Genomic DNA, 26,621 nt, shown 5'->3' with positions numbered 1-26,621 from the left:
CCAAACCGCAGCAAGACCACCAGGGCCGTAAACGCTTCTGACAACCAGTCCTCCCACACCTCCTCCACAAGTTGCTTTACTTCAGGGTGGTCAGACCAGCGATGAACGTCGATCGGGCGGGAGTGCTGTTGGTTCATTATCAGGGGCATAGTATCTCTTGTGCTGTGTCAGGTGAACTCCAACTAAGCACTTCATGAGAAGCAGCAGAAATCATTTAAGTATCTATTTTAATTTCATAATCTTAATAGCACTGCCATCAGGCTGTCTTCAGGTGTTACTTTCTTTATCCATTACTAATACCTCTTGTCTGGCCCCCTCCTTAGCTTCCCCACTCACAAGCCCCCCACAACGGCACGACTGACCAGCAGAGGTGCCTTGTCGGCAGCGAAGAAGGGAGGGGCAAAAGGTGGGGCATTTCCGGGGGCATTCCTCCGACCAGAGGGCCAGAAAGCGCATCACCACGGTATGTCAGGAAAAACTGGCTGGGGTGGTAGGATTCGAACCTACGGTACACTGTACCAAAAACAGTTGCCTTACCACTTGGCTACACCCCAACCGTGGCGCGTCACATACGATGCGCGATCACTGGGATCAAGACCATTTTTGCAGGAATTTCACTTGCTCGCCACCTTTGCCGGATTGTCTTCCTCCGGTGTTCCGGCAAAGAAGCGATATTGCGCACGACCAGCGCGTTTTGAGGCGTAGAGCGCCATGTCTGCCTGCTCCACCAGTTCTGCCGGGTCGTCGATGGCCCCCTCCGCCACGGCGATTCCGATGCTGGCCGAAACCTGACAGGTCTGGCCGTCATATGTCACCGGTTCCTCAATGCGACGGATCAGGCGACCGGCGATTTCCGACAGCCTGTCGGGCACGTCAAGCCTTCCGAAAATGATCATGAATTCGTCTCCGCCAACGCGCACCGCGATGTCATCCTGCCGGACCACATCTGTCATGACGCGCGCCACATGGCGCAGAACCTGATCGCCGGCGGCATGGCCCAGCGTGTCGTTGACCTGTTTGAAATGATCAAGATCGATGTGCATGAGGGAGAACGGGCTGCCTCCCCGCTTGAGCCGTTCCAGCACCGCGTCCAGCGCGCGGCGATTGCCCAGACCGGTCAGTGTATCGGTGAAAGCGCGCTGTTCGGCGGCGACCATCGCCCCCTGCAGCCGGGTGTTGAGACTGCGCGAGGCATCCATCGCAGCCGATTTTGCCTCGACCAGATACAACATCTCTATCGCCAGATCGGTCGGTGCGAAATCCGAACTGGTCAGCGCATAGTCGCGCACCGCGCTCAACACATGGATGCCAAAGGACAGGTTGATAATTGCCCCGCCCTGCCCGTCCGACACCAGCACACCATAAAGCGGGGTGCGCACGCCACCGCGCAAACGCAAACGGATCTTGCGGCCTTCGGTTTGCAGGAGTTGCTCCATGCTTGCCACGGCGCGCGGACGGAACACCTCGAAAATCTCAAGGAAACGCGCCCCTTCGATACGCTCGGGGCTGATCTTGTGCAGGGTCGGTCCTGCCTGCCGGATATGCCCCGTCGGTTCAAGAACAAGGTGCATCGGGCAGATCAGATGCAGGATTTCCTCGGGTAGCCTGCTCATCCTTCGCTGCCTCCCCCGGTGCTGATGGCCAGTTCGAACTCCCGGCCCTCGGCATAGGCGGTTTCGATCACCGTGATCATCAGGTATTGCTCAGCCCGGTGGCCGCCTTCGGTGTCCAGCAGCGCAAGCGCGCCATAGTCGTCGGCCATGGCGCGCAGCACCCCGATCATGACATAGCCAAACCCCGGCAGCCCGTCGCCAACCCGCAGGGTAAACTGGTTGTTGCCGCTGTCGGTCAGTTCCAGTTCCGGCAGGGTCAGATCCGCAACTGCAAGCCGTGTGCGATCTGGCAGGTCATCCAGCGAATGCAGGAACTCGATGAAATCGACCCCGCCGAACCGCAGCAAACGGCGCAGTCCCTCACTGTTGGGATGCGACACCAGATAGGTGCCGACATCTTCCCATATCGCCTCTGCCGGTTTGTCCAGAATCCGTTCAGCCGCCTCAATAAGCGCGCTATAGGTTTCCGGGGGATAGTTCAGCATCGCCTCAAAGCCAGGCAGGTCGAGGCCAGCACCGGCTGCGATTTCGGCCCAAGTCATTGGGCCATACGTATCCTCAATGAAAACCTGAAAGGTTCGCAGGATCAACCCGTGCATCATTCCACACCTCAACACCTTGCCGAGAGCATGGAGAGGAGCGATTAAGAATCGGCAAACAGGAACAATTGAGCGTGTTTTGATCCGCGCGCCCCGACGGTTTCATAACCCTCAGGGGCGCTGGTCTCTTAGAAATCCGTCGGCGCGCCGCCTTCGGACTTTCGTCTGGCCACAAATGACTCCAGCTCTTCGCGGATGCCCGCATCCATCGGGGGCGCCTCGAATTCTTCGATGATCCGCTTGAACACCAGATGCGCGCGTTCCGGCGTCCACACGCCACCCGCCGCTTCCCAGCCCTCAAAGTTCTTCCAGTCCGACAGGAAGGGCTGGTAAAACGCCGTCTCATAACGGTCCTGCGTGTGCTGGACCCCGAAGAAATGCCCATTGGGGCCGACTTCGCGGATGGTATCGACCGCCAGCGCATCGTCCGAGACATCACAGATTTCCGGCTCCATGTAGCGCTGCAATTGCTGCAACACCTCGCAGTCCATGATGAACTTTTCAGGAGACGCAATCAGCCCGCCCTCCAGCCAGCCCGCCGCGTGATAGACCATGTTCGTGCCCGACTGGATCGCCGCCCAAAGCGAATGTTCGGTTTCCCACATCGCCTGCCCATCCGGCACGTTGGCGGCACACACACCGGAGGACCGCATGGGCAGATCGTAGAACCGCGCCATCTGGCCGGTCATCTGGGTCGCGCGCATATACTCGGGCGTGCCAAAGGCAGGCGCGCCGGTCTTCATGTCGACGTTTGAGGTGAACGTGCCGATCACGCAGGGCACACCCGGATTGATCACCTGCGCCAGCACCACCGCCGCCAGCCCCTCGGCCAGCGACTGCGCCACCGCACCGGCCATCGTCACCGGGGCCATCGCCCCCGCAAGCGTAAAGGGCGTCACCACCAGCCCCTGACCCCGCCGCGCCATCCGCATCCAGCCGTCCATCATCGGATAGTCGTGCTTCAGAGGCGAGGTCGAGTTGATGTTGGTGTACATCCGCGGCGTGGCGTCGAATTCCTCGTGGGTGAGGCCGCCCGCGATGCGCACCATCTCCATCACGTCCTCGACCCGCTCTTTGCCAAGGCTATAGGCGTGCATGACCTTGTCGCTCAGCGTCAGCTTGTCGAACAGCACATCCAGATGCCGCACGCTGGCATGCACATCGCAGGGCTCTACCGGGTAACCGCCCGCGAAGTGGATACAGTTGAAATACTGCGTCAGCTTCAGCAGGTTGGCGCATTGTTCGCGCGTGCCCGACACCTTCTTGCCAATCTCAAGGTCATAGTAGTTCGGCGGTGACGACACGTTGCCGAACAGGATGGTGTTGCCGCCGATTTTCAGCGTCCGGTCCGGGTTGCGCGGCGTCAGAGTAAAGGTCGACGGAGCCTTGGCCACCATCTCGCGGACAAAATCGCGCCCCATGCGGACGTTTTCGCCGTTCACGGTACAGCCCGCTTGGCGCAGGATCTCGACCGCCTCGGGGTGCAGGAACTCGATCCCGATCTCTTCGAGGATGCGCATGCAGGCGTTGTCCAGCCGCACAACGCCCTCTTCGGTCAGCGGCTCTGTCGGGCGGTCGATATTGACCGGCAGACGCCACGGCATCTGATCGATGACCGGACCGCCCCGGCGCTTGTTGCCAGAGCGGCCTCCGGCGCGGCGACGTTTGTGGGGTTCTACGATGGGATCAGCGGCGTCCGGCATAACGACTCTCCGTGGCAGGTCAGACCTATCTCACCGCGCCGCAGGCGAATACGCCTTCGCGTTACCGACCGTTTTTGTCGCTTTCAGATACCGGCCCGCGCAAGCCATCCCGGCAGATGCCCGATATCAGGCAAAACCACGTCCGCCATCGGGGCCAATGCGTCGGCCCCGGCCAGTCCGGTCAACACGCCCGCCGTCCACATGCCCGCCGCGCGCCCGGCCACCAGATCGTGTAGGCTGTCACCCACCATGATCACCCGGTCCGGTGCGTGCCCCGTGGCGGCGGCAAAGGCCAGCAACGGCTGCGGCGAAGGTTTCGCGCCGTGCCCGCTGTCCGCCCCGGCGACAAAATCGAACATCCCTTCGATACCCGCCGCGCGCAGATGCGCCCGCGCTACGGACTCGCTGTCGTTGGTCATCACGCCAAGGGTCAGCCCGCGCGCGGCCAAACCCGCAAGGTACGGCACCAGTGCCACGGCCTCGCTCAGCGGGGCGCTCTCTGCCTCGGCCACAATCAGCGCTTCGAGGTCATCGATGCTCCGCCCCGGGAGGACGGGCGCGATCAGGGCCGCCACTTCGCGGTTGGTCCCGGCGATCACCGGGCTGTCAGGCAGGAAACCGCCAGCGCCAAGGTCGAACTTCAGCGCCCGCGCCAATCCGTGCCGGCGCAGCTCTTCGCCTTCGGCCAGCCGCTCGATCAGTCGGGCGGCAAAGGTGTTCCATGTGGCGGCAAAGTCGAACAAGGTGCCGTCCTTATCGAACAGGACGGCCTCGATCTGTGCTGCACTCATGTCCAGTGCACCATTTCTCCGCCGGGCAACACCATGCGTGCGGCCATCGGCTCTTCGGGCTTCAGCCCCAGATCCGTACAGAAAGCCATTACCCAGACATCGTCCATAAGCAGGAAGTCCAGCACCGACCCCTGAAAGCTGGGGTCTTGCAGCCCGTCGCGGAAATCGGCCTCTGACGCGCCTGTCGCGCCAAGGAAGACCGGCAGCAATTCGTCATTGCCCGCCACCCAGGCAACGGCCTGCAGGCCCACGGTTTCGGCGGCTTCCCGCGACAGCTGCATTTTGAAATCTTTCCGAAAGGGTTTCTTAACCAATATTCATCAAAGCTGAGCAAACAGGAAAGTGCAAGTACGGCGGGCAGCCGTCAGGCCACCTATGTGGGGGGTGCGATATGACCGGAAGAATACTGATCGTCGACTCGGTTCCCACCAACCGGATCATCCTGCGTGTCAAACTTTCCGCTGCATATTATGAGGTTGTTCAGGCAGATAGCGGCCAAGCGGCCCTGTCATTGCTGCGCCGGACGGCGCCCGATCTTGTCATCACCGCGACAGACCTGCCCGACATGACGGGCAGAGAGCTGTGTGCCACGATCCAGGACCAGAAAGGCGGGCTGCGAATCCCCGTTGTCATCCTGCATCGTGAGGACGATCCGGGCGAACGGCTCGCGTCTCTGGCGGCTGGCGCGGATGATGTGCTGACCCGGCCCGTTAACGATCTTGTGATGCTGGCGCGACTGCGGTCGCTGCTGCGCGCCCGCGACGCCGAGGCCGAACTTCAACTGCGCGACGACACCCGCCGCGCGCTTGGTCTTGCCGAACAGGGGGCCGATTTCATCGCGCCGGGGCTGGTCCGACTGGTCTCGCCCCCCCGCCTGCCCGAAACCCGCGCTCTGAAAGACGGGCTTGAGGCGCGGATTTCCGATCGGGTCGAGGTCATCGACCCCGAGGATGCCCTGCGTGAGCTTGCGCGTGCGCCCGATGTGGTCATCGTGGTCGAACCGCCGGGCAGCACCGGCGAGGCGCTGAGCCTGCTGCCGCAACTGCGCGCCAGCCGCGACACCCGCCATTCCGCGCTGATCTACATCGCGCAACCGCACCAGCAACGTGAGGCCGCCAGCGCGCTGGATATGGGGGCAAATGACCTGCTCAGCTCGGGTCTGGACCTTGACGAACTGGCCATCCGCCTGCGCAAGCAGATCGACCGCAAGCGGACCAACGACCGGCTGCGCGCAAATATGCGCGACGGCCTGCGCGCGGCTGTCTGCGATCCGCTCACCGGGCTTTATAACCGCCGCTACGCCGTGCCACATGTTTCGCGTCTGGCCGAACGCGCCGCTTTGCAGAAACGCCCCTATGCGTTGCTGCTGGCCGATCTCGATTTCTTCAAGCAGGTCAACGACGATCACGGCCATGCGGCGGGCGACGCCGTGCTGGTCACCCTCGCCCAGCGGCTCAAGGACAACCTGCGCGCCGCCGACCTGATCTCGCGCTGGGGCGGTGAGGAGTTCCTTGTCGCCATGCCCGATGCCGACCGCAATGCCGCCAAGCGCACTGCGGAACGCCTGTGCCGGATCATGGCGCGGCAACCGGTTTCCCTGCCCAATGGCAAGCGGATCACCGTGACGCTGTCGATTGGTGTGGCCATTGGCCGGGCCGGTGGCGATACCGGACCGCTTGACCTTGTCGCCCGTGCGGATGAGGCGCTTTATGCGGCCAAGCACAAGGGGCGCAACACCGTGGTCATGGCCGATACGGTGCGCCTGTTGACTGCGCCCAAAAGCGCGGTTTCGGACACCTCTGCGCGCCGCGCCCGGCTCACCTAACCATCGCTGCGGTCCGCACTGCTGGGCCGGTCCTTGCCGTCAGCCGCCGTGGCTGTCAGCCGCCGTGGCTGTCAGCCGCCGTGCCCGTCAATCCAGGTGCCCGTCAGTCGCGGTGCCCGTCCTTGCCGTCGTCGCGCGACCTGTCGCGCCCTCCACGATGGCGCATCTTTTCCAGTTCCTGCTCCAGCCGGTTGGCATAGGCGCGCCGCTCATCCACCGACATCTCTGACAGGAACGTCATCAGGACTTCTTGCCCGCGCACCCGCACATCGACCGCGCGCTTGCCCTGATCCTGCAGCAAGGCATCCAGCGCCACCGGATCGAAAGGTTCATCGCGCAGCAAGGCCAACGCCCGCTGATAATCCGCCAGATAGGCCGCCCGCATCGCCTTGCCGTCGCGCCGGACCGACCGCCACAACGCCTGCCGCAGCTCGCGCCGCTGGTCCTCATCGAAGGCCCGCGTATAGGGCAGCGCCGGATCGCTCCGGTCGGTGCGCGGCACCGGTGGCCCGTTGAGGACCATCCCGCCAACCGCCCCGACCACAGCGAGGTTAAGCGCGAGGGACACAAACAGCACAACGCGCAGCCAGCGCCCCGGTTTGCCCTTCTTTTCCACCTCAGCGGACATCCATCACCCTTCCATCAGCGCAAGGTCAAAGCTGCTCAGCGGATCGACCCCGATGGTCCCCAGCGCGGCCGCATCGCCGCCCCAGAACACCGTCAGCCCGTCCGGCGGGCTCACCCCGATCCAGATCCCTGCCGCACAGGCCGTGGCCAGCCCGGCCATTCCGGCCCAACCGCCCAGCGCCTCGCGCAGTTGACGCAAAACACCGGCCGGCCGCAGCCCCGCCACAGCCGGTGCATCGGCGCGCGCCGCCGGTTGCTCGGCCAGCGCCTGCGCCTCGATCCGGGCAAGGAAATCGCCTCCGGGCTGCGGAGGCTCTGCCCGCGCTGCGGCAAAAAACGAGTCCAGCCCGGCCCCGTCGGTCCCGGTCTGAAACAGATCGCCCTTGGTATCCTTGCGCTCAGTCATCGTCTTCGTATCCCAGTTCATCGCGCCGCCCGATCAGCGCCGCTTCCAATGCCCGCTTGCCCCGCGCCACCAGACTTTCGACCGCGCGTGGCCCGATGTCCATGATCTCGGCGATCTCGGGATTTGCCAGTCCCTCGATGTGCCGCAGGATCACCGCCTGACGCTGTCGGTCGGGCAACGCGTCCAGCGCCAGTTGCAGCGCCTCGGCGCGGGCCTGCTGTTGCATCCCCATCGCCGCCGAAGGCGCCCCGTCCACAGGCTCCGGCACCGAGTCGAGATCCGGCCCGCCGCGCCGCCGCCGGATGCGGTCGATACACAGGTTCGCCGTCACCCGGTACAGCCAGGTCGTGACCTTGGCCTCGCCCATGCGCCAGCCCGGTGCCGCGCGCCACAGCCGCAGCAGCGCCTCTTGCGCCACGTCCTCAGCCTCGGCCCGGTCACCGCCCAGCATCCGCATGGCATGGCCAAAGACACGCGGCGTCAACCGCTGCGTCAGCGTCCGCGCCGCTCCGGCGTCTCCGGCCGCGTAGGCCGCCAGCAGATCCTCGTCCGCATCCGCGCTCATGGCTTCAAAGGGCATGTCCCATCCATCGTTACGCGCTATCCCGGTCTGGTCCTGCATGCAACGGTCCGGGCGGCGGACCCCGCCGCCCGGCTGTCAGTTTCAGCCGTCGTCCGACATGTCGGGGCCACCGAAGAACGGGAAGCCATGACCCCGGCCACCATGATCGCCCCGATCGCCACGGTGGCCATGCTCACCGCGTTTTCCGCCGAAACGGTGCTTGCCGCCGTCGCGCATCTTGCCGCGCGCCTGCTGCATTTCTTCCATCGTCAGCGCGCCGTCCTTGTCGGCGTCAAGCCGGTCGAACATCGCTTCGGGGCCGCGCTTGGGGCCACCGGCAGCCAGCTCATCGGCGCTCAGCAGACCGTCGCCGTCGGTGTCCAGACGCTCGACCATGGTCTTCATGCGCTCCACGCGCCGTGCATCGCGGGCGGCACTCATCTCATCCTGAGACAGCTTGCCGTCGCCATCGGTATCGACCGCCTCAAAACGCGCAGTCCTGAAGGCCTCCATCTCGTCCTTGGTGATCTTGCCATCCTTGTCGGCGTCGATCTGCTCGAACATCTCTTCCATGCCCGCGCCGCGCGGACCACGGTCGCCGTAGCCTTTGCCATGCGCCGATGCGATACCTGCGGTGCCCATCACGACGACCAGAGCGCCGGTGACCATAAGTGCAGATTTCTTCATGTCTTGTCCTTCCAGAGGTTGTCTCGGTGTTCCGAGCCGCCATTCCTCGGGCGTCTCTGCAGGCTATCACGGGCCATCGCGGCGCTTCCGTCGAAAATAAATCCTCACGAACACTCACGCGCCCGTGATCTGTGACATCCGGACGCAAGGACGTTTTGCACCCTACCGGCACCCCGCTTGGAGGGCCATCTTACGAGGCCAAACGCGAGGTCGAGCATGGACAAAACTCAGGACAAAAATGGCACCGATACGTTCTGGCCAACCCTTTGGCGCGGCTGGCGTCGGAAATGCCCGAATTGCGGGACCGGTCAGATGCTCAGCGGCTATCTGACCGTGCGCGATAGCTGCCCGGTCTGCCGTGAGGACCTGCACCATCACCGCGCCGACGACGGGCCGGCCTATCTGACGATCCTGATCGTCGGGCACCTGATGGCGCCCTTGCTGCTGGTGGTCTTCACCACATTCCGCCCGGACCCGCTTGTGCTGTTCACGATCTTTGCCGTTGGCTGCGTCGCGCTCTCGCTCTATCTTCTGCCCCGATTGAAAGGGGCGATCGTGGCTTTCCAGTGGGTCCGCGGGATGCACGGATTCGCCCCCCATAACTGAGGGGGCGACATGACCGGGCCGATGACAGACCAGAGCACAGTGAAACCCATCGACAAGACCGCCATTCGCGACGCCGCCACCGTGGTGGTGCTGCGCGACCGGGCGACGCGTCCGCGCGTCCTGATGGGGCAGCGTGGGGCCAAAGCGGCCTTTATGCCCAACAAGTTCGTCTTTCCCGGCGGTGCCGTCGATGCAGAGGACGCGGCCGTTCCGCTGGCCCGCCCGCTGCCGCCGCTCTGCGCCGCCCGCCTGACAGAGGACGCCAGCACCGAAATCGCAGAGGCGCTGGCCGTCGCGGCAGTGCGCGAACTGTGGGAGGAAACCGGCCAGATCCTCGGGGTTCCGGCCCCGTGGCCCGGCACAATCCCCAACGACTGGCTGGAATTTGCAGGCACCGGCCACCGCCCCTCTGCCGAACCGCTGCAATTTATCTTTCGCGCGATCACCCCGCCGGGCCGACCGCGCCGCTTTGATGCGCGGTTCTTTCTGCTCGACGCGGATGAACTGGCCTCCGACCCCGATGATTTCCACGGTGCCGCGGATGAACTGTCTCATCTGCAATGGATCGCGGTGGATGAAATCCGCCACTACGACCTGCCCTTCATCACCGAGGTGGTGCTGGCAGAGGTCGCCGCCCGCGCCACCGATCAGACGCCGCCGGACTCGGTTCCTTTCTTCCGCAACGACGATGAGGCCAGCCTGTTCCTGCGCCTGCGCGGGGTCGAGATGCGCGACGACTAGGCGCGCTCACCTCTGGCCCTTGCGGGCAGGGCGTCGTATGACGCCGCCATGCTGAACACGATTTCCTATGGCACCCCCGGTCCCACGCCCCTGATCATCGTTCACGGCCTCTATGGCTCTGGTCGCAACTGGGGCGTGATCGCCAAGCGGCTGGCCGATCACCGCCATGTGCTGACCCCGGACATGCGCAACCACGGCGACAGCCCGCGCACCGATACCCACAGCTATCCCGACCTTGCCGCCGATCTGGCCGATCTGATCGACGCCCACGGCGGGCGGGCGCATGTGGTGGGGCATTCGATGGGCGGCAAGGCGTCGATGACCCTCGCGCTCCAACACCCTGAGAAAATCGCCTCGCTGCTGGTCGCCGACATCGCGCCCGTTGCCTATACCCACAGCCAGATCCAGTTCATCGAGGCGATGCGCGCCGTTGACCTGTCCCGCGTCGAAAAGCGGTCGGATGCAGTGGCGCAACTGGCCGAACATGTGCCCGACAAGACGCTGCAAAGCTTCTTTACCCAGTCGCTCGACCTGCAAAACAAACGGTGGAAGCTGAACCTCGACACGCTGGCGGATGAGATGCCCAAGATCCTTGGCTTTCCCGACGTGACCGGCAGCTACGATGGGCCGACGCTCTTTTTGTCCGGCGGGCAGTCGGACTATGTCCTGCCCGAACACCGCGACCGTATCCGCGCGCTGTTCCCCAAGGCACGCTATGCCAAGATGCCCAAGGCCGGTCACTGGCTGCACGCCGATGACCCTCGGGGATTCGAGGCATCGGTGCGGGCCTTTCTCGATCACGTCGACCCCGCGTAGGGCGGGGTTTACCCCGCCGCGCCTCTGCCACAGGCAGGCACATGGCGAAATGGGCAGCGCGTGGCTCTCGCGGCACCCTTCATTCAGGATTTTCAAAACTACAGGTTTTCCTTCCGAAAACCGCCGCTTGCCCATTTACAGAAGATGCCGCAACGGCATTCTGGCCCCATGCGACACGCCACAAACGCGATGGCGCGCCCGGGGCGTGCGCTATCAGCCTTCCATGACCCTCAGATCGCCTTCCAGCCAAGGCAGCTGCGCCAGCGCGGGGGCGATGACCATGTCGGCCACCAGCATCCGCATGGTGCGCGCCACGTCGCGCGGCACCCGGTCGGCCCAGTCGGTCCCGGCAAACAGCGAAATGGTCCGCGAAAAGGGTTTGAACGGCACCGGATGCGCCTCCAGCTGGTCGTGGTAGCGCCCGGCCCGCATGTAGCCCAGCGGCGTGGTGATCGCCCAGCCCATGCCGCGCGCCACCAATGTCATCAACGACAGATGCGCGCCAATTTCGAACCGCTCGGCGAATTCCAGCTTTTGCCGCGCCAGATGCGCCTCGATCTGGCGGCCGATCATCTGCGCCCGGTCATAGCGCAGGATCGGCAGGCTTTGCACCATCGGGTCGATGCCGCCCGCCGCCTCGACCGCCCCCTTGGCGCACACCAGAATGTAAGGATCTCGTACCAAAGGATACTCCACGATTCCATCGATCACCTCACCACTGCTCGCAGCGATCGCAAGGTGCAGGCGCCGCGCCTTGATCTCGGCCGAAATCTCATGGCTGGGGGCGGTGATCAGCTTGAACCGGCAGCGGGTCATGCTTTCGGCAAGGATGGTCACAAGGCGCGGCGTCAGGTCGTTGTCGAAATCGTCGATGACGCCCAGGCTGAGCGTCGACAGATGCGTCAGGTCCATCACCGTCAGCTCATTCTGCGCCAGCCGCAACTGCCGCAGCACCGCCTGCGTGCGCAGCAGGAACGAGCGCCCCGCCGGGGTCATCCGCATCGGGCGGCGTCCGTGGTCCACAAGATCGACGCCCAGCGCGCTTTCCAGATTGCGCATCTGCTGGCTGACCGCAGGCTGACTGAGACCGGTCACATCGGCCGCCTTGGCCACCGACCCGCTGTCGGCCAAGGCCTCAAAGACCTCAAGCCCCCGAAGCGTCACACCCTTCATCAACATCGCCGACTCCCCGCAGTCACAGTTTCCGTTTTTGTGAAGATACCCCCCCACGTCAAGGAAAACGCATGCCCCGCCTGATCAAATCCGCCCCCGGCCTGCCCCCCGCCGCGCAGGCCGATGTTTCCGACACCGTGCAAGTCATGCTCGCCCGATTGAAAGCTGGCGGAGAACAGGCGGCACGCGACTATGCCGAACGGCTTGACCACTGGACCGGCGAGATCATCGTGCCACCAGAAACAGCGCGCGCTGCGGGCGATCACCTGCCCGACTCTCTGAAGCAGGCGCTCGACTATGCGCATGACAACATTCGCCGCTTTGCACAGGCGCAGCGCGCCTCGCTGCGCGATGTCGAGATCGAGTTGCAACCGGGCCTGATGGCCGGGCAGAAAAGCCTGCCGGTCGGCGCGGCGGGCTGTTACGTGCCGGGCGGGCGTTACGCGCATATCGCCTCGGCGTTGATGACCATTGCGACGGCCCGCGCCGCCGGTGTGCCACATGTCACCGCCTGCGCCCCGCCGCGCCGCGCGCCGGACGGAACCGCGCAGGGCATCGACCCGGCCACGCTGTACACCATGCATCTGGCCGGGGCCGACACCATCCTCTGCCTTGGCGGCGTGCAGGGGGTTGCCGCGATGGCCTATGGCCTGTTCGGCACCCCGCCCGCCGACGTACTGGCCGGTCCCGGCAACGCCTATGTGGCCGAGGCCAAGCGCCAGTTGTTTGGCCCCGTTGGCATCGACATGTTCGCGGGCCCGACCGACGTGCTGATCCTCGCCGATGCCACCGCCGACCCGGCGCTGGTGGCGCTGGATCTTGCCGGTCAGGCCGAACACGGGCCGACATCGCCCTGCTGGCTGGTCACCGATCACGAACCGCTGGCCCGCCGTGTGGCCGACCTGATGCCGGACACCTGCGCCCGCCTCGGCACGGAAAACGGGGCGACCGCAAAATCCGCCTGGGACGCGATGGGCGAAATCATCCTCTGCGACAGCCGAGAGGAAATGGCCGCCGAATCCGACCGTTACGCCCCCGAACACCTGCACGTTCAATGCGCAGACCTGCCGTGGTGGCAAAACCGCCTGACCGCCTATGGCTCGCTCTTTCTGGGGGCCGACACCACCGTCGCCTTTGGCGACAAGGCCTCCGGCCCCAACCACGTGCTGCCCACCGGCGGCGCGGCGCGTTACACTGGCGGGCTGTCGGTCCACAAGTTCTTGAAAACCGTCACTTGGCAACGCGCCACACCCGAGGCATTGCCCGCCCTCGCTCGCGCCACCGCTGTCATCTCCCGCGCCGAAGGCATGACCGGTCATGCCTTGACGGCAGAGGCCCGCCTCGCCACCCTCGCCCCGCGCGCCTTTGTCGCCAACGAAAGCTGAAATTTATGAACCTCACCAAATTCCCCCGCGTCCGGCTGGCCCACCTGCCCACGCCGCTTGAACCGATGCCGCGCCTGTCCGAACTGCTGGGCGGGCCTGAAATCTGGATCAAGCGGGACGACTGCACCGGCCTTTCAACCGGCGGCAACAAGACCCGCAAGCTGGAATTCCTCATGGCCGAGGCGATGGACCAAGGCGCTGACATCGTCCTGACCCAAGGCGCGACACAATCCAACCACGCCCGCCAAACCGCGGCGGCGGCGGCGAAACTGGGGATGGAGTGTCATATCCTGCTGGAGGATCGCACCGGCTATAACCACGAGAACTATCGCTATAACGGCAACGTCCTGCTGGACGTGCTGCACGGCGCGACAATCGAACATCGCGGCCCCGGTCTGGACATGAACGCCGAGATGGAGGCCGTGGCCGACCAGATGCGCACCAAGGGCCGCAAGCCCTACACCATCCCCGGCGGCGGCTCGAACGCCACCGGCGCGCTTGGCTATGTCAACTGCGCGCTGGAGATGCTCAACCAGTTTGTCGAAATGGGTCTCAAGGTGGATCACATTGTCCACGCCACCGGCTCTGCGGGCACACAGGCCGGGCTGATCACCGGGCTCAAGGCGATGAACGCGGGTATCCCGCTGCTGGGCATCGGCGTGCGCGCCCCCAAACCCAAGCAAGAGGAAAACGTCTACAACCTTGCCGTCAAGACCGCCGAAAAGCTTGGCTGCCCGCGCGTGGTGTCGCGTGAGGACGTGGTCGCCAACACCGATTACGTGGGCGACGGCTATGGCATCCCCGCCGAGTCGACGCTGGAGGCAATTGACATTTTTGCTCGGACAGAGGCGATCCTGCTCGACCCTGTTTACTCAGCCAAGGGGGCCGCTGGCCTGCTTGATCTCGTCCGCAAGGGCCATTTCAAGAGCAATGAGCGCGTGGTCTTTCTGCACACCGGCGGTGCCATCGGCCTGACCGGCTATACCCATGCCTTTGACGTGAAATCCCGCGCATGAGGAATTTTCGCCGAAAATTCGCCTCCCCTCGGAGGGTGGTGTGAACCCGGTCGGCATACTGGGCGGGATGGGGCCACAGGCCACCATCCTGCTCATGCAAAAGGTGCTGGATGCGGTGCCCGCGCAGGACGATGGGGGCCACGTCCCGCTGATCGTACACCAGAACCCCGGGGTGCCGTCCCGGATTGCCGCGCTGGTCGAGGGCACCGGCCCCTCGCCCCTGCCAGTCCTGCAGGACATGGCCCGCGATCTGTCCGCCGCAGGGGCCACCGCGCTGGCCATGCCCTGCAACACCGCGCACCACTACGCGGCCGGTATCCGCGCGGCGAGCGACCTGCCGTTTCTGGACATGCTGTCCGCCACCGCCCGCGCGCTGTCAGACAAGGGCCGGATCGGCATTCTCGCCTCTCCCGCCACGCGCCTGACCGGGATCTTCGATCATTACTTCGACGCCCCCTATACAGCGCCGCCCGACGATGCGCCGCTGCTGGAGATGATCCGCGCCATCAAGGCTGGCGCGCGGCCAGAGATGATCCTGCCCGCCCTCACCGAACAGGCGCGCCGCCTGCAGGAACGCACCGATCACATCCTGATCGCTTGCACGGAACTGTCGCTTGCCGCGCCGCTGCTGCCCCCGGACCTTGCATGGACCGACAGTCTGGATTGTCTGGTGGACCGGATCGTGGCCCACGCGTCGCAAGACGGCTGACCACCGGATCGGACGACGCTGTCAGGTGCCCCGGCAGGTGCTCTCGGCACGCGCCGCAAACGCCTTGTACCGTTTCCAAAAGGCTTCGTTACGGGGATTGTCCGATTGGCGGATTTCCTGCGCCTTGTGCGGGTCGGAAAAGAAGGTCACCGCCAGCCGCTGATCCGAGGACGTCAGATCGCTGTTCGCCACCGTCTGCACGCAACCGCATCGCTGCCGCGTCGCACCCGATCGGCCCGCGCGCATGCAGGCATCGGCAATCGGCCCCGAGGACACACGCACCTGCGGCGCCGCTCCATAACTGCGTTTCGAAGTTGTCCCGCCGCCGCAGGCTGCAAGCCCGAGGCAGGCAGCCAGAATAACTGCTTGTTTCATCTCACCTGTCTCTCGTTGCCCGGGTGCGGATTTTCCGTCTCCCCCGGCTCTGCCCTCAGGTGGCATCATGCGACAAACGGCGCGAAGCTTCAAGAATCCAAGCGCAATCCGGCAAAGGTCTCCCCGACATAGTGCGCATAGGGCACCCATGCCTCCGTCTGCGCCCGGTAAATCGGCTGCCGCACCTGTCCGGCAGAGGCGGTGTGCACCACGCGACCGTTGTCCTGCGGCGACAGACAGGCCGCGTCCCAGTCCAGCCCCAGATCCGCGATCAGCGTCCGGGTCTCTTGCTCTGGATCGGCGGTCAGCGCCGCATACTCCAGCCGCCGCACCCGCCCCGGCCACGCGGCCTCGCAACGCGCGGTCCAGTCGCGGTACAGTCCGTGGTAGGCGACCACATCGTCCAGATCGTAACAATAGCCCAGCGAGGACGCGGTGAAATACTGTTTCAGGTTCGACCAGCAGACCGAGGGCGCGTCGCGCACCACATGCACGATCCGTGCCTCTGGCAAGGCAGCGCAGATCAGCGGCAGAAAGCAAAAATTGTGGGGCATCTTGTCGGTGACATAGCGCGCGCCGCCGGCATGTTCCGCCACCGCCTCCAGATAGCCCCGGCGCAGCGCCCGCAGGCGGTCTTTTGTCACCCGCTCGCCCTCCAGCAAACCGCGCGCCAGATCGGCCATGAGCGGCAGTTCCCCCGCCCCCGCAACCTCAGCGTGGGCAGAGACGATCTGCTCGGCCAGCGTGGTGCCAGAGCGCGGCATCCCGAGGATGAAAACCGGCACCACCGGCGCGGGATCGACCCGTGTCAACGGCGTAACCGCCATCTCCCCAAGCCGCTGAAACAGCGCCCTATCCTGCGAAATATCGTATCCCATCAACGCCTTGCGCAGGGCATTGCCCTCTTTCAGGAACCGCCACGCCGCCTCCGTCTGCCCCAGCGCGTCACAGGCATCGAACAGGCCAAAGCAGACCCGCGCCCGGTCCATCGGCGGCAGCGAGGGGTCGTCATACAGCGCCCGCATCTGCGCCAGTTGCCCATCCTCAGACGTCCAGCGCTTGATCGCGGCAAGGTTGCGGTGCGCCTCGGCAAAACCGGGCGCGATGTCCACCGCTGTCTCATAGCTGGCGTGCGCCGCGTCAAACCGCCCCTCTTCATACGCGGCAACCCCAAGGATGTTGTGCGCGGTCGCCACCTCTGGCGTCTTGTCGATCACCGTCTGGCACAGCTCTGCCGCCTCCGGCAAAGCACCGCGATCCGCCAGAACAGAGGCCAGTTCCATCCGCGCGCCCGCATTGTCCGGGGCCAGTTCCAGCGCCGCGCGCACCTGTGCCTCTGCCTCGGCCATCCGTCCGGTTGCGCGCAGCGCCACCGAATGGTTCACCCGCGCCTCGGCCAGATCGGGCCGCAACCCGGCTGCCCGTGCCAGCGACTCCTCGGCCTGCGGGAACGCGCCCAGCTCCAGCAGCACACCACCGTGGATCTGCCAGAGCACATAGCTGTCGGGATAGACCGGCAACAGCCGCGCCGCCTGTTCGGCCACCAGCAGGGTGTGCCCGGCCTGATGCGCCTCAACCAGCTTTTCCAATAAATCCTGTGACGGTGCCGCCTCTGGCAAACGCGCCATCAGCGCCCGCGCCCGCGCATTGCGCGGATACCGCGCCAGCACATCGCGGCACAGCACCTTGGCCTGTGCCACATCGCCCTTGTGCATATACGCCTTTGCCCGTGCCAAGCTTGTCTCGACCGTCGCCATGCTGTGCCCCTCGTTGTCCGGGGGCACCCTATGGGGCACTTGGTAAAGAAGAGGTGTGTGCAGACCCGCTCAGCGGGTTGTGCCCAGACCGCCATCCCCGGAGAACCCGCCCCGCACGGTCTTGCCCGTGCCCGACGCCCCGTGAAAGCCATCAATCTGCGCGGTCAGGCTCTTGTCGGCGGCCGTGCGATCCGTCGGTCCGGCAATGGCCTCGGCCACGGCAAGGTTCAGGACAAGGGCGGTGATAAGAGCGGTGCGGATCATGACGGTCTTCCTTTTGGCAGTGTTTCTCAGACCCTACCGCCGCCGCGCAACGCCCCACAGTCAGGGATTCCTCCTCATGGAATACCGGACCTTGCCGCGCTCCCACAGACCCAGACCCAGACCCAGACCAGCCGTTGCGGCCCATACGCAAAACTTGCTACCCCCACGTCAGCGAAAAAGGGGACCGGCCGTGCGACGACAGGCTTTCATCACACTGGCACTCTGCGCTCTGGCGCTGGCGGGCTGCGACGTGGACAACGGCAGCCTCGACCGCGCGCGCCAGAACTTTGGCACCGACGACCCGCGCCCCGATGCCTTTTACACCTGCGGCAGCCACAATTGCAGCAAACGCATCGCCGTGTCCCTCAGCGCCAAGGAATGGGCCACCGCCCGCGCCCCTCTCATGCGCCGCCCCCGCTCCGCCGGGGCAGAGCGCCGCGCCCTGGCCGAGGCCCTGCGACGGCTAGAGGTCATGGTCGGCGAAAAGACCGGCTACAATTCGGACCTCGCCTATTCGACGCTGCAAGTGGCGGGCAAGGCGCAGGACTGCGTCGATGAGATGGTCAACACCGCCGTCTACCTTCCGATGCTGGACGACGCCGGTCTGCTGCGCCTGCATCGCCCCGGCCAGCGCGTCACCATCGGCTTTATGACGCGGCGGTTCTGGACCCATACGGTGGCCTCGATTGTCCAGAAGGACACCGGCCAAGAGTTCATCGTCGAGACATGGGCCGTGGACCACGGCAAGACACCCTACATCATGGACCGCAAAGCCTGGGCCGCAAACGCGCCGCTCCGGCGAGATTTCTGAGCAACGCAGGACGCTTTCACGCCACCTACCAACCCGCCGTAGGCCGGGGGTCTGCCCGGCACCACACCCCGTAGGGTGGGTTTCCAACCCACCACCCCGGCTGCCCAAAAGAACCACCCCATCCAATCCGTAGGGCAGGGTTCACCCCGCCATCACGGCAATAGAGACAACCACGTCTGGACTGTCTGAATCAATGTCTGCACCTTTGCGGGATTGGCGACAATCAATGCGGTCCCAGCCGCCGGGATACTCCATTTGATAGCAGTATCAACGACAAGATCCGCCTTCCTCCCAAGCCACTTAATGCAGACGCCAAGCCCCTGTGCCAACGCCTCCAATGCTCTGGCGACCCTCGCCTTGTCTGGCGTCTCCGCCTCCGCCTCCTCGGCAATCTCCTCGACAGCGGCCCAAATAATCGTCTGACTGGCCACCACCTCAGCGGGAACCTCGATTGGCTCGGGCGGGCTGTTCCCACCAATCCCCAAGCGGTTTTGAACCAAAGCCGCTTCGCGGTCAGCGAGTAGCGCGGCGGCGGCCTTTTGAACCTCCAACCGCGCCTCGATCTCCGCAATCGCCCCGGCCACCGCGTCCGCCCCGGCCTCCCAAACCTCCTGCGGGATCAGCGCCACGCGGCGCTGCAACTCCCAGTCCAGCGGCGCGCCGCGCACCATGCCTTCATACCAGCGCTTGAAAAAGTCAAAGCGTGGGTCGGTGTCGAGCAGGGTCGGGCCAATATCGTCGGGCGACAGCCCCTCCGGCCATCCAGCTTCGTGCCACAGAGACGTGGACAGCATGGACGCCGGGGCAAGACCTGCATCTGTATAGATCGCTTCCATGCCGTCGACGTTGAAGGGTTCGGTGGTGCCTCTGGCGGCGTCGAAAGTTTTGTTGGCTGCACTGGCGGCGTTTGTGACGGCCCTGGTTGCATTGAGGGCAGCGAAGGCGGCAGCGGCGGCAGACGCGTTTGTGACTGCATTGGTTTCGTTGGTGGCAGCAAAGGCGGCCAAGGCGGCTGCATTCGCGGCGGCGGTTCTGATTTCGGGGGTTGGATATGTGCTCGCAACCCCCGAAATCACGCTACACCTAGCTGTCAAGAGGGCTAGCCCTTCCCGCTGGCTGCGCGCCTCGTCAGTGCCCCTCCAAAACCGCGACGACAAAACAATCGGCCAGACCCGCAGGGCCGCCCGCGCGGCAATCGCCACGCAGACCTCCCGGCTCTGCACCTCTAGCCAGCGCTTAAACGCCTCGTGATCCTTAAACTCCATGCCACCTGCACCATCCTGCCCGCGATCACCGTACACAGAGTCCCCAGCCTCTCAACCCTGCACCCCCATCCCCACTTGACCAAACCCTTCATCCACAGCATATCGCAGGACATGAGCACACCCCTGTCCCGCATCCGCAACTTCTCCATCGTCGCCCACATCGACCACGGGAAATCCACCCTGGCCGACCGGCTGATCCAGCTCACCGGCACCGTCGCCGAACGCGACATGAAGGCCCAGATGCTGGACGCCATGGATATCGAGCGCGAACGCGGCATCACCATCAAGGCCAACACCGTCCGCATCGACTATCCCGCACAGGACGGCCACACCTATATCCTCAACCTGATCGACACCCCCGGACACGTCGATTTCGCCTATGAGGTCTCCCGCTCCATGCGCGCGGTCGAGGGGTCCTTGCTGGTCGTCGACGCCACCCAGGGGGTCGAGGCGCAGACGCTCGCGAACGTCTACACCGCCATCGACGCCGACCATGAGATCGTCACCGTCCTCAACAAGATCGACCTGCCCGCCGCCGAACCCGAACGCATCGCCGAGCAGATCGAGGATGTCATCGGCATCGACGCCTCCAACGCCTGCCTGATCTCGGCCAAGACCGGGGTCGGCATCCCCGACGTGCTGGAGGCCATCGTCAAGCGCCTGCCGCCGCCCCATTCCGGCGATCCCGATGCGCCGCTCAAGGCGATGCTGGTCGACAGCTGGTATGACCCCTACCTTGGCGTCGTGGTCCTTGTCCGCATCATGGACGGCACTCTGAAAAAGGGCGACAACATCCGCATGATGCGCACCGGCGGCAAATACGGCGTCGACAAACTGGGCGTCTTCCGCCCCGCCATGCAGGACGTCAAGGAACTCGGCCCCGGTGAGATCGGCTTTTTCACCGGCTCCATCAAGCAGGTCCGCGACACCAAGGTCGGCGACACCATCACCCACGAAAAGCGCCCCTGTGAGACGCCCCTGCCCGGCTTCAAACCCTCGATCCCGGTGGTCTTCTGCGGCCTGTTCCCGGTCGACGCCGCCGATTTCGAGGACCTGCGGGACTCCATCGAAAAGCTCGCCCTCAACGACGCCTCCTTCAGCTTTGAGATGGAAACCTCTGCCGCCCTCGGCTTTGGCTTCCGCTGCGGCTTTCTTGGCCTGCTGCACCTTGAGGTGATCCGCGACCGCATTGAGCGCGAATACAACATCGACCTGATCACCACCGCGCCCTCGGTGATCTATCACGTCTTCATGAAGGACGGCTCTGTGCAGGAGCTGCACAACCCCGCCGACATGCCCGACATGTCCAAGGTCGACCATCTCGAAGAGCCGCGCATCAAGGCGACCATCCTCGTGCCCGACGACTATCTGGGCGACGTGCTGAAACTCTGTCAGGACCGCCGCGGCATCCAGCTGGACCTGACCTATGTCGGCAACCGCGCGATGGTGGTCTATGACCTGCCGTTGAACGAGGTGGTCTTTGACTTCCACGACCGGCTGAAATCGGTGACCAAGGGCTATGCCTCCTTCGATTACCAGATGGACTGCTACCGCGAGGACAACCTCGTCAAGATGCAGATCCTCGTGAATGATGAGCCCGTCGACGCGCTGTCCACCATGGTCCACCGCGACCGCGCCGACATGCGTGGCCGCGCCATGTGCGCCAAGCTCAAGGACCTGATCCCGCGCCAGATGTTCAAGATCCCGATCCAAGCGGCCATCGGCGGCAAGGTCATCGCCCGCGAGACCCTGTCGGCCCTGCGCAAAGACGTCACGGCCAAATGCTACGGCGGCGACGCGACCCGTAAGAAAAAGCTGCTGGAAAAGCAGAAGGCGGGCAAGAAGAAGATGCGCCAGTTCGGCAAGGTGGAGATCCCGCAAGAGGCGTTTATTTCCGCCCTGAAAATGGACGAGTAGTCCATTTTACCGGGCGCGTGGGCGGCAGCGGGTTCTGCGCAGCAGGTTCCGCGTGCCCGCAATTTCAGGTAGATAGAAAAGACAAATAGACACGCTTGACGTGAAAAATTCCTGATTTTCTAAAGATCTTTCAAACGACCCATCTGTCGGATAGGTAGAAACCAGCACAAAAGGCCAGCCACCAAAAATTAGAGGTCCAGGATTGAACGACGAGACATTCATTGATAAAATCCGATGGTCCACTCTCGCTCGCTTTACAAATAGCAAAGTGGTGCGACTAACTATTCTAGTTCCTTTTCTAGGTTTTATCTTTATATTAAACGACAACATTAGAAATTTAATTTCCTCAACTGGAGAGGAAAGCACTTTCATTTTTAGAAACCAAATAGAAATCTTTTACATTGGTCTTTTCTTGCTAGGCCTTGGAACGGGCATCTTTTCTCAACTCTCACCAAAGCACTTTAAACTACACGATAGCTACTCAAGCTTCATAGACTTCAAATTGAGATACAGTTCTCTTCGATCTGCCTCCGCCAGTCTGGAAAACTCGTTAAGAATCATTGCACGTCTTGAGAAGTGTCAGAAGTGTCCACCAAGGCTGCGCGACGCTCGAGACAGAATTATAAGAATTTGTACGATAAAATCTGACGACATCCCTAACCTCGAAGCTCCCGAGGAGGAAGAAGAAATTTCAGACGCATGCATTAAAGCTGTCTCAAATGGTCTTGTCGATAAAATAGATGTGTATCGTCTGGAATACTTATCCCAAAACTACGGAAAACCTCTAGCGAGAAAAATTTGCTTCTTCCTACTACTGTCCGGCCTAGCAATTGCATTCACTCCATCTGTCAACACATTCGTTTTTGCAGTCTATTCGCTGCTTAGATCGTAGAAAACCACAAGGCAGGCATTTAAACGCTCAATATTCCGATTCTCCAATAGTGCGTAAAGCCTCCGCCGGAGCACCGACCGCGGGCACTCAGAAACCTCCGCTTGACATTTCATCAAACTCTGCCCGAACCGCGCACCCTACCCAACCAAACCCACCCCCGCCCTAAAGCGCGCATCCCGATGCACCGACGAATACGGCCAATCCTGAACCCGCTCCACCAACCCATGCTTCACCGGATTGATCCAACAATACCGCAGATGCGCCGCGAAATCCGCCTCGTCCCTTATGTGGTGCTCCCAAAACCGCCGCTGCCAAACAGCCGCTTCGCGCTTGTCCGCCCGTAGGCCGGGCTTCAGCCCGGCAAACCGCCCGCTCCGAACAACCGGCAATTCACTTGGCATCTTTGGGTAAGCCGGGCTTAAGCCCGGCCTACACCCATCATCAGAGGCATATTTCTCCCGCACCGCCATCGTGAACCGCGCCTTGATCGCGCCCCACCGTCGGCCATAATCCCTGTCCCCCGCTGGCATCTGCCAGATGCAATGCAAGTGATCCGGCAGCACAACCCAAGCCTCAATCCCGAAGGGCCGCTCGGCCCGCGTCCTGCGCACCGCATCCCGCAAGAGGTCAACCTCCTGCACCAACATCTCGCTTCCACGGTCCGCAAGAGTGACCGTGAAAAAGACGCAAGCGCCGGACACCTTGGGGCGGATGTAGCGGGTCATGCCACATCCTCGCCCAAAGAGGGTTAATGACGCATGAAACCACGCGCTCTCCCCCACATTGCCCCCCAAGCCGCAACACATTACGCTCCCCGACGGGGGGAAAACACGCATGTACCGCAAATGCACAGCTTTGGTGGCCACCTTGGCGCGGATCTTGAGTCTGGTCTTGGGTCTTATCCTGGCCCTGCCCGCCCCGCTGGCCGCGCAGCCCGACGAATGCCTTGGCCATGATCTGAACGACCCCGCCTTGTCCATCCCGATGAACGCCCCCACGCATACATGGACGCTGTATAACCTCGGCCCCGGAGAGGTCGTCATCCGCACCAGCACCGGCGACAATATCCCCGGCCCGGCCCCCAGCAGCGACCCAAAACCCGCCCCTTTTCGGGGCGAGGTGGGCACCAGCTACGCCATCGCCCTCGCTGGTCCGGGTCTGACGATTGTCTACATCTGCCCCGGCCCCTGAGCGGTCCAAGACGGGCCTCTGACCAGCGTCAAAGGTTAAGCGCAGGTAAAACCGTCTCTGTAACCCCTTGATTTCACGTCACCGCCACGCTGTCCACGCGTGGACAGCGCCGCGCGCCGCCTTCAGCCCTGCGCCCCCCGCGCCGCATCGGGATGCTCTTTCAGAAAGTGATGCAGCACGCCGTATAAATCCTTGGCGTGGGCCTTGTTCCCCTTGTGCAGGGCCTCGCGAATATCCTCGCAAATCATCTGCTGCAGCTTGGCCGCCCCGTGATGCTCATGCATCAGATACTCCGCCAGACACGAGGCGTTCACCTCTGGCAGATGGTCATGTTCGGCCACCGCCTCGATCTCTTCGCGGCTCAGGCAGGTCATGTCTTCGATGTCGTCCAGCGTGATCATAGCTCTCCTCCCGGGGTGAATGCCCTGACAGGAGAGAATAGCCCGCCGCGCCCGGCCCGCCTTGATACGGATCATGGCGGCAAAACGCGCCTTACTTGTCGACAGATGCCGCGGTGCCGAGGTCCTCGTAGTAATATTCTTCTTCGGGGATGTAGTCGTCTTCCGAGTCATCCAAGAAGTAGTCGGCGTTTCCTTCGTGATCATACTCCTCATCGCGGAGCCCGAAGGCATCGATCAACATCTCCCGCTCTTGCCGCTGAAGGTAGGCAATCAAACGCGGCAGCGGCGGGCGCGTGGCCTCGATATAGCTTTTGGCCCGGCGCATCGCTTCTTGTTTGCGGGCCACGGACACACCATCCATTGGGTTGGTATAGGCCACCGCGCGCGCGTCCGTCTGACCTTGGGTCGAGACCACACCGCCCGTCGGAGCCCGCCAGCGCGGACCGCCCAGCCAGACCGCCGCGAACATGATCTTGGCGCGGATCTCGGGCGTGCCGCCGACGATCAACCCGTCGTAGAACATGACGTGCACGTCTTCCCACTTGGCCCGGTGGTACATCGACCCGCTCTCATTTCCGACCCCGCAATAGGCATCGTGTACGGCGGCGGCGTTGATAAACTCAGGCGCAGTCGGATCGCCGACAATGGCGACAAATATCTTCGGGATCGAGGCCCCGTCGGTCAGCGTCCGCGGCGGTGCCACCCAGCGGCTGCCCTGCGCATCGACGAAATTCAGAGGATCCGCCGTGGGAAAGAACTTGTATGGGCGTTTGGGCAGTTCGACCGGCTCTGGCAGGACACGCAAAGGCGATTGGCTGAAGGTACAGCCGCCCTGCGGCTGGGTCAGACAAGACAGTTCCGGCGCATCGGCCCGGCTGCTCTGGGCGATGTAACCCGACGTATCGCAAGCCGCGAGCGCAAAGGCGCAGGCGGAAAATAAGGCTAGGGTGCGCATGGGACTATCCATTTGGTCAAATTCGATAGCGGGTAAATACGGGACTCCCGTGCGCCGATCAAGCCGCGCCTGACCCAGATCAAAGATTACGCATGCGCCAAACGATATATGTCGCACAAACAAGCATCTCAGGAGTCCGCCATGTTTCGTTTGGCCAGTTTGCTCTATTCGCTGATTTCCACCAGCTTCGCCGGTTCGCTCATCATTGCCGTGCTTGTGGCGGGCTACGGCACGATTATGCCGATCCTCGTGGCCGCCGCGCTTGGCTTTGTTCTGGCCGCGCCGGTGTCATGGTATGTCGCACGACAAATCTACAACTGACGTAACAGGCCGTCCGCGCAGCGTTCGATCAGGTCAAGCGCACCGTCAAAGTCGCGCGTGAAATAAGGGTCCGGCACATGGGTCTCGTCGGGACTGAGGACAAAGTCGGTCATCAGCCTTAACTGCGCCGCACCCTTGGCGGGCGCAAGGTTGGTTAGATCGGCAAGGTTCTGCGCGTCCATCGCCACGATAAGATCGAACAGCCCAAAGTCCTCAGGGGACACCTGTCGGGCGCGCAGGTCCGACATGTCATAGCCGCGCGCACGGGCTGCGTCTTGCATCGGACCATAGGGCGGCGCACCCACATGCCAGTTGCCGGTACCGGCGCTGTCCAGAACAAGAATTTGGCCAAGCGCCTCTGCCTTGGCGCGCACCACGGCCTCGGCGGTCGGAGACCGGCAGATATTGCCGAGACAGACAAAGAGGATACGATGGGTCATGATCCGGTCCTAACGACCGGGATACGCTTGGGCAAGGGAGCGGAGATGGCCGGGAAGATCGTCATCCTTACAGGCGCGGGCCTGTCGGCGGAAAGCGGGTTGGGCACCTTTCGGGACGAGGGCGGGCTTTGGGCCCGGCACCGGATAGAGGATGTGGCCACACCAGAGGGCTTTGCCCGCGATCCGGCGCTGGTCCATGCGTTTTACAATACGCGCCGCCAGCAGGCCGCAACGGCCACGCCCAACGCCGCCCACATCGCCCTTGCCCGTCTGCAGAAAAACTGGCCGGAGGAGGTCATCCTTGTCACGCAGAACGTGGACGGGCTGCACGAAAGCGCGGGTGCGACGGCAATCCACATGCACGGGAGTCTTGCCGGGGCGCTGTGTGCCTCTTGCGGTCATCGCTGGCCTGCCCCGTCCGAAATGTTCCCGAAAGCCGCCTGCCCCGACTGCCATGCGCCCGCAGCACGCCCGGACATCGTCTGGTTCGGCGAGATGCCCTATCACATGGAAGAAATCGACAGCCACCTGCGCGATTGCGCGATCTTTGCGGCAATCGGCACCTCCGGCCAAGTCTACCCGGCGGCGGCATTCGTGGTCGAGGCCGCACAGGCCGGTGCCGAAACGGTCGAGTTGAACCTCGAACGCACCGAGATTTCGCGCGCCTTTGACCGACACCATATTGGCCCGGCGACCGATGTCGTCCCGCGCTGGGTGGATGCCTTGCTGACAGGCGGCGCGCGCCGCCTGCCGTTTGCGTAGGGCGGGGATTT

General features: G+C 63.5%; 30 protein-coding genes and 1 tRNA gene. 12 read left to right on the top strand and 19 right to left on the bottom strand.

The window, feature by feature from the left end; translation table 11 throughout:
• Nucleotides 1-479 precede the first annotated feature (479 nt).
• From VOI21_RS19145 to VOI21_RS19120, 6 genes are all read right to left on the bottom strand, one after another.
• Nucleotides 480-554: transfer RNA gene (locus VOI21_RS19145), tRNA-Gln, on the bottom strand.
• Between the two features lie 60 nt (nt 555-614).
• Nucleotides 615-1,613: a GGDEF domain-containing protein gene (locus VOI21_RS19140; protein WP_323771561.1), complete on the bottom strand. Its 999-nt coding sequence runs from the start codon at nt 1,611-1,613 to the stop codon at nt 615-617.
• Nucleotides 1,610-2,212 (bottom strand): heme NO-binding domain-containing protein, encoded by a 603-nt coding sequence (locus VOI21_RS19135; RefSeq protein WP_323771717.1) that lies wholly within the window; start codon nt 2,210-2,212, stop codon nt 1,610-1,612. The genes VOI21_RS19140 and VOI21_RS19135 overlap by 4 nt, the downstream gene beginning before the upstream one ends.
• 128 nt (nt 2,213-2,340) lie before the next feature.
• Entirely contained in the window at nt 2,341-3,915 is a 1,575-nt protein-coding gene (locus VOI21_RS19130; protein WP_323771560.1) for a trimethylamine methyltransferase family protein, read from the bottom strand.
• Between the two features lie 83 nt (nt 3,916-3,998).
• Nucleotides 3,999-4,706 carry an HAD family hydrolase gene (locus tag VOI21_RS19125; protein ID WP_323771559.1) on the bottom strand — a complete coding sequence of 236 codons (708 nt, stop codon included), beginning with the start codon at nt 4,704-4,706 and terminating at the stop codon, nt 3,999-4,001.
• The gene (locus VOI21_RS19120) at nt 4,703-4,987 is read right to left on the bottom strand and encodes a DUF3572 domain-containing protein (protein WP_323771558.1); all 285 of its coding nucleotides are present in this window, start codon (nt 4,985-4,987) and stop codon (nt 4,703-4,705) included. Before VOI21_RS19120 ends, VOI21_RS19125 begins: the two co-directional genes overlap by 4 nt.
• Nucleotides 4,988-5,097: 110 nt before the next feature.
• Here VOI21_RS19120 and VOI21_RS19115 point away from each other — a divergent pair, with 110 nt between their 5' ends.
• Nucleotides 5,098-6,531, top strand: a complete 1,434-nt coding sequence (locus tag VOI21_RS19115; protein ID WP_323771557.1) for a diguanylate cyclase — start codon at nt 5,098-5,100, stop codon at nt 6,529-6,531.
• Between the two features lie 103 nt (nt 6,532-6,634).
• Here VOI21_RS19115 and VOI21_RS19110 read toward each other — a convergent pair whose 3' ends face one another.
• The 4 genes from VOI21_RS19110 to VOI21_RS19095 all read right to left on the bottom strand — a co-directional run bounded on the left by VOI21_RS19110 (nt 6,635) and on the right by VOI21_RS19095 (nt 8,813).
• Nucleotides 6,635-7,159, bottom strand: coding sequence for a periplasmic heavy metal sensor (locus VOI21_RS19110; RefSeq protein ID WP_323771556.1), 525 nt, complete (start codon nt 7,157-7,159; stop codon nt 6,635-6,637).
• Nucleotides 7,160-7,162: 3 nt separating this feature from the next.
• Entirely contained in the window at nt 7,163-7,564 is a 402-nt protein-coding gene (locus tag VOI21_RS19105) for a hypothetical protein (RefSeq protein ID WP_323771555.1), read from the bottom strand.
• Complete coding sequence (locus VOI21_RS19100; protein ID WP_323771716.1) at nt 7,557-8,144, bottom strand: RNA polymerase sigma factor; 588 nt, start codon at nt 8,142-8,144, stop codon at nt 7,557-7,559. Before VOI21_RS19100 ends, VOI21_RS19105 begins: the two co-directional genes overlap by 8 nt.
• 84 nt (nt 8,145-8,228) lie before the next feature.
• A complete protein-coding gene (locus tag VOI21_RS19095; RefSeq protein WP_323771554.1) occupies nt 8,229-8,813 on the bottom strand; it encodes an EF-hand domain-containing protein in 585 nt (194 codons plus the stop codon).
• Nucleotides 8,814-9,029: 216 nt separating this feature from the next.
• On the opposite strand from VOI21_RS19095, the gene VOI21_RS19090 reads away from it, so the two are divergent.
• The 3 genes from VOI21_RS19090 to VOI21_RS19080 are packed head-to-tail and all read left to right on the top strand — an operon-like array spanning nt 9,030 to nt 10,976.
• Nucleotides 9,030-9,419 (top strand): DUF983 domain-containing protein, encoded by a 390-nt coding sequence (locus tag VOI21_RS19090; protein WP_323771553.1) that lies wholly within the window; start codon nt 9,030-9,032, stop codon nt 9,417-9,419.
• A gap of 21 nt (nt 9,420-9,440) precedes the next feature.
• Nucleotides 9,441-10,160, top strand: a complete 720-nt coding sequence (locus VOI21_RS19085) for an NUDIX hydrolase (RefSeq protein WP_323771552.1) — start codon at nt 9,441-9,443, stop codon at nt 10,158-10,160.
• A gap of 48 nt (nt 10,161-10,208) precedes the next feature.
• On the top strand, nt 10,209-10,976 hold the full coding sequence (locus tag VOI21_RS19080) for an alpha/beta fold hydrolase (protein ID WP_323771551.1): 768 nt from the start codon (nt 10,209-10,211) through the stop codon (nt 10,974-10,976).
• Nucleotides 10,977-11,189: 213 nt separating this feature from the next.
• Here VOI21_RS19080 and VOI21_RS19075 read toward each other — a convergent pair whose 3' ends face one another.
• The gene (locus tag VOI21_RS19075; protein ID WP_323771550.1) at nt 11,190-12,155 is read right to left on the bottom strand and encodes a LysR family transcriptional regulator; all 966 of its coding nucleotides are present in this window, start codon (nt 12,153-12,155) and stop codon (nt 11,190-11,192) included.
• Nucleotides 12,156-12,220: 65 nt separating this feature from the next.
• Here VOI21_RS19075 and hisD point away from each other — a divergent pair, with 65 nt between their 5' ends.
• From hisD to VOI21_RS19060, 3 genes are read left to right on the top strand one after another with little or no spacing between them, the layout of a single operon-like run.
• Nucleotides 12,221-13,534, top strand: a complete 1,314-nt coding sequence (gene hisD / locus VOI21_RS19070) for a histidinol dehydrogenase (protein WP_323771549.1) — start codon at nt 12,221-12,223, stop codon at nt 13,532-13,534.
• Nucleotides 13,535-13,539: 5 nt separating this feature from the next.
• The gene (locus VOI21_RS19065) at nt 13,540-14,550 is read left to right on the top strand and encodes a D-cysteine desulfhydrase (RefSeq protein WP_323771548.1); all 1,011 of its coding nucleotides are present in this window, start codon (nt 13,540-13,542) and stop codon (nt 14,548-14,550) included.
• Between the two features lie 40 nt (nt 14,551-14,590).
• Nucleotides 14,591-15,259 (top strand): aspartate/glutamate racemase family protein, encoded by a 669-nt coding sequence (locus VOI21_RS19060; RefSeq protein WP_323771547.1) that lies wholly within the window; start codon nt 14,591-14,593, stop codon nt 15,257-15,259.
• 21 nt (nt 15,260-15,280) lie between these two features.
• On the opposite strand, the gene VOI21_RS19055 is transcribed toward VOI21_RS19060, so the two are convergent.
• The 3 genes from VOI21_RS19055 to VOI21_RS19045 form a co-directional block, all read right to left on the bottom strand.
• The gene (locus VOI21_RS19055; protein ID WP_323771546.1) at nt 15,281-15,634 is read right to left on the bottom strand and encodes an arginine transporter; all 354 of its coding nucleotides are present in this window, start codon (nt 15,632-15,634) and stop codon (nt 15,281-15,283) included.
• 89 nt (nt 15,635-15,723) lie between these two features.
• Nucleotides 15,724-17,391, bottom strand: coding sequence for a tetratricopeptide repeat-containing sulfotransferase family protein (locus VOI21_RS19050; RefSeq protein WP_323771545.1), 1,668 nt, complete (start codon nt 17,389-17,391; stop codon nt 15,724-15,726).
• 69 nt (nt 17,392-17,460) lie between these two features.
• Nucleotides 17,461-17,655 carry a hypothetical protein gene (locus VOI21_RS19045; protein ID WP_323771544.1) on the bottom strand — a complete coding sequence of 65 codons (195 nt, stop codon included), beginning with the start codon at nt 17,653-17,655 and terminating at the stop codon, nt 17,461-17,463.
• A gap of 190 nt (nt 17,656-17,845) precedes the next feature.
• Between VOI21_RS19045 and VOI21_RS19040 the strand changes: the two genes are divergently transcribed.
• A complete protein-coding gene (locus VOI21_RS19040) occupies nt 17,846-18,466 on the top strand; it encodes a hypothetical protein (RefSeq protein ID WP_323771543.1) in 621 nt (206 codons plus the stop codon).
• Between the two features lie 152 nt (nt 18,467-18,618).
• Here VOI21_RS19040 and VOI21_RS19035 read toward each other — a convergent pair whose 3' ends face one another.
• Nucleotides 18,619-19,731: a hypothetical protein gene (locus tag VOI21_RS19035; protein ID WP_323771542.1), complete on the bottom strand. Its 1,113-nt coding sequence runs from the start codon at nt 19,729-19,731 to the stop codon at nt 18,619-18,621.
• 111 nt (nt 19,732-19,842) lie between these two features.
• On the opposite strand from VOI21_RS19035, the gene lepA reads away from it, so the two are divergent.
• Entirely contained in the window at nt 19,843-21,648 is a 1,806-nt protein-coding gene (lepA, locus tag VOI21_RS19030) for a translation elongation factor 4 (protein ID WP_323771541.1), read from the top strand.
• Nucleotides 21,649-22,677: 1,029 nt separating this feature from the next.
• Here the strand turns inward: lepA and VOI21_RS19025 are convergent.
• A complete protein-coding gene (locus VOI21_RS19025) occupies nt 22,678-23,265 on the bottom strand; it encodes an REP-associated tyrosine transposase (protein ID WP_323771540.1) in 588 nt (195 codons plus the stop codon).
• A gap of 109 nt (nt 23,266-23,374) precedes the next feature.
• Between VOI21_RS19025 and VOI21_RS19020 the strand changes: the two genes are divergently transcribed.
• Nucleotides 23,375-23,731, top strand: coding sequence for a hypothetical protein (locus VOI21_RS19020; RefSeq protein WP_323771539.1), 357 nt, complete (start codon nt 23,375-23,377; stop codon nt 23,729-23,731).
• 122 nt (nt 23,732-23,853) lie between these two features.
• On the opposite strand, the gene VOI21_RS19015 is transcribed toward VOI21_RS19020, so the two are convergent.
• Both VOI21_RS19015 and VOI21_RS19010 read right to left on the bottom strand, forming a co-directional pair.
• Nucleotides 23,854-24,132, bottom strand: coding sequence for a hypothetical protein (locus VOI21_RS19015; protein WP_323771538.1), 279 nt, complete (start codon nt 24,130-24,132; stop codon nt 23,854-23,856).
• 91 nt (nt 24,133-24,223) lie between these two features.
• The gene (locus VOI21_RS19010) at nt 24,224-25,087 is read right to left on the bottom strand and encodes a DUF1353 domain-containing protein (protein WP_323771537.1); all 864 of its coding nucleotides are present in this window, start codon (nt 25,085-25,087) and stop codon (nt 24,224-24,226) included.
• Between the two features lie 141 nt (nt 25,088-25,228).
• On the opposite strand from VOI21_RS19010, the gene VOI21_RS19005 reads away from it, so the two are divergent.
• A complete protein-coding gene (locus VOI21_RS19005; protein ID WP_323771536.1) occupies nt 25,229-25,408 on the top strand; it encodes a CTP synthetase in 180 nt (59 codons plus the stop codon).
• Here the strand turns inward: VOI21_RS19005 and VOI21_RS19000 are convergent.
• Nucleotides 25,399-25,848 carry a low molecular weight protein-tyrosine-phosphatase gene (locus VOI21_RS19000; protein WP_323771535.1) on the bottom strand — a complete coding sequence of 150 codons (450 nt, stop codon included), beginning with the start codon at nt 25,846-25,848 and terminating at the stop codon, nt 25,399-25,401. The genes VOI21_RS19005 and VOI21_RS19000 overlap by 10 nt on opposite strands.
• A 45-nt stretch (nt 25,849-25,893) precedes the next feature.
• Between VOI21_RS19000 and VOI21_RS18995 the strand changes: the two genes are divergently transcribed.
• The gene (locus VOI21_RS18995) at nt 25,894-26,610 is read left to right on the top strand and encodes an NAD-dependent deacylase (protein WP_323771534.1); all 717 of its coding nucleotides are present in this window, start codon (nt 25,894-25,896) and stop codon (nt 26,608-26,610) included.
• Nucleotides 26,611-26,621 lie beyond the last annotated feature (11 nt).

This window comes from Antarctobacter sp., from assembly GCF_034670325.1.
In the GTDB taxonomy this organism is placed as follows: domain Bacteria; phylum Pseudomonadota; class Alphaproteobacteria; order Rhodobacterales; family Rhodobacteraceae; genus Antarctobacter.
This window is presented reverse-complemented; position numbering and strand designations above follow the sequence as displayed.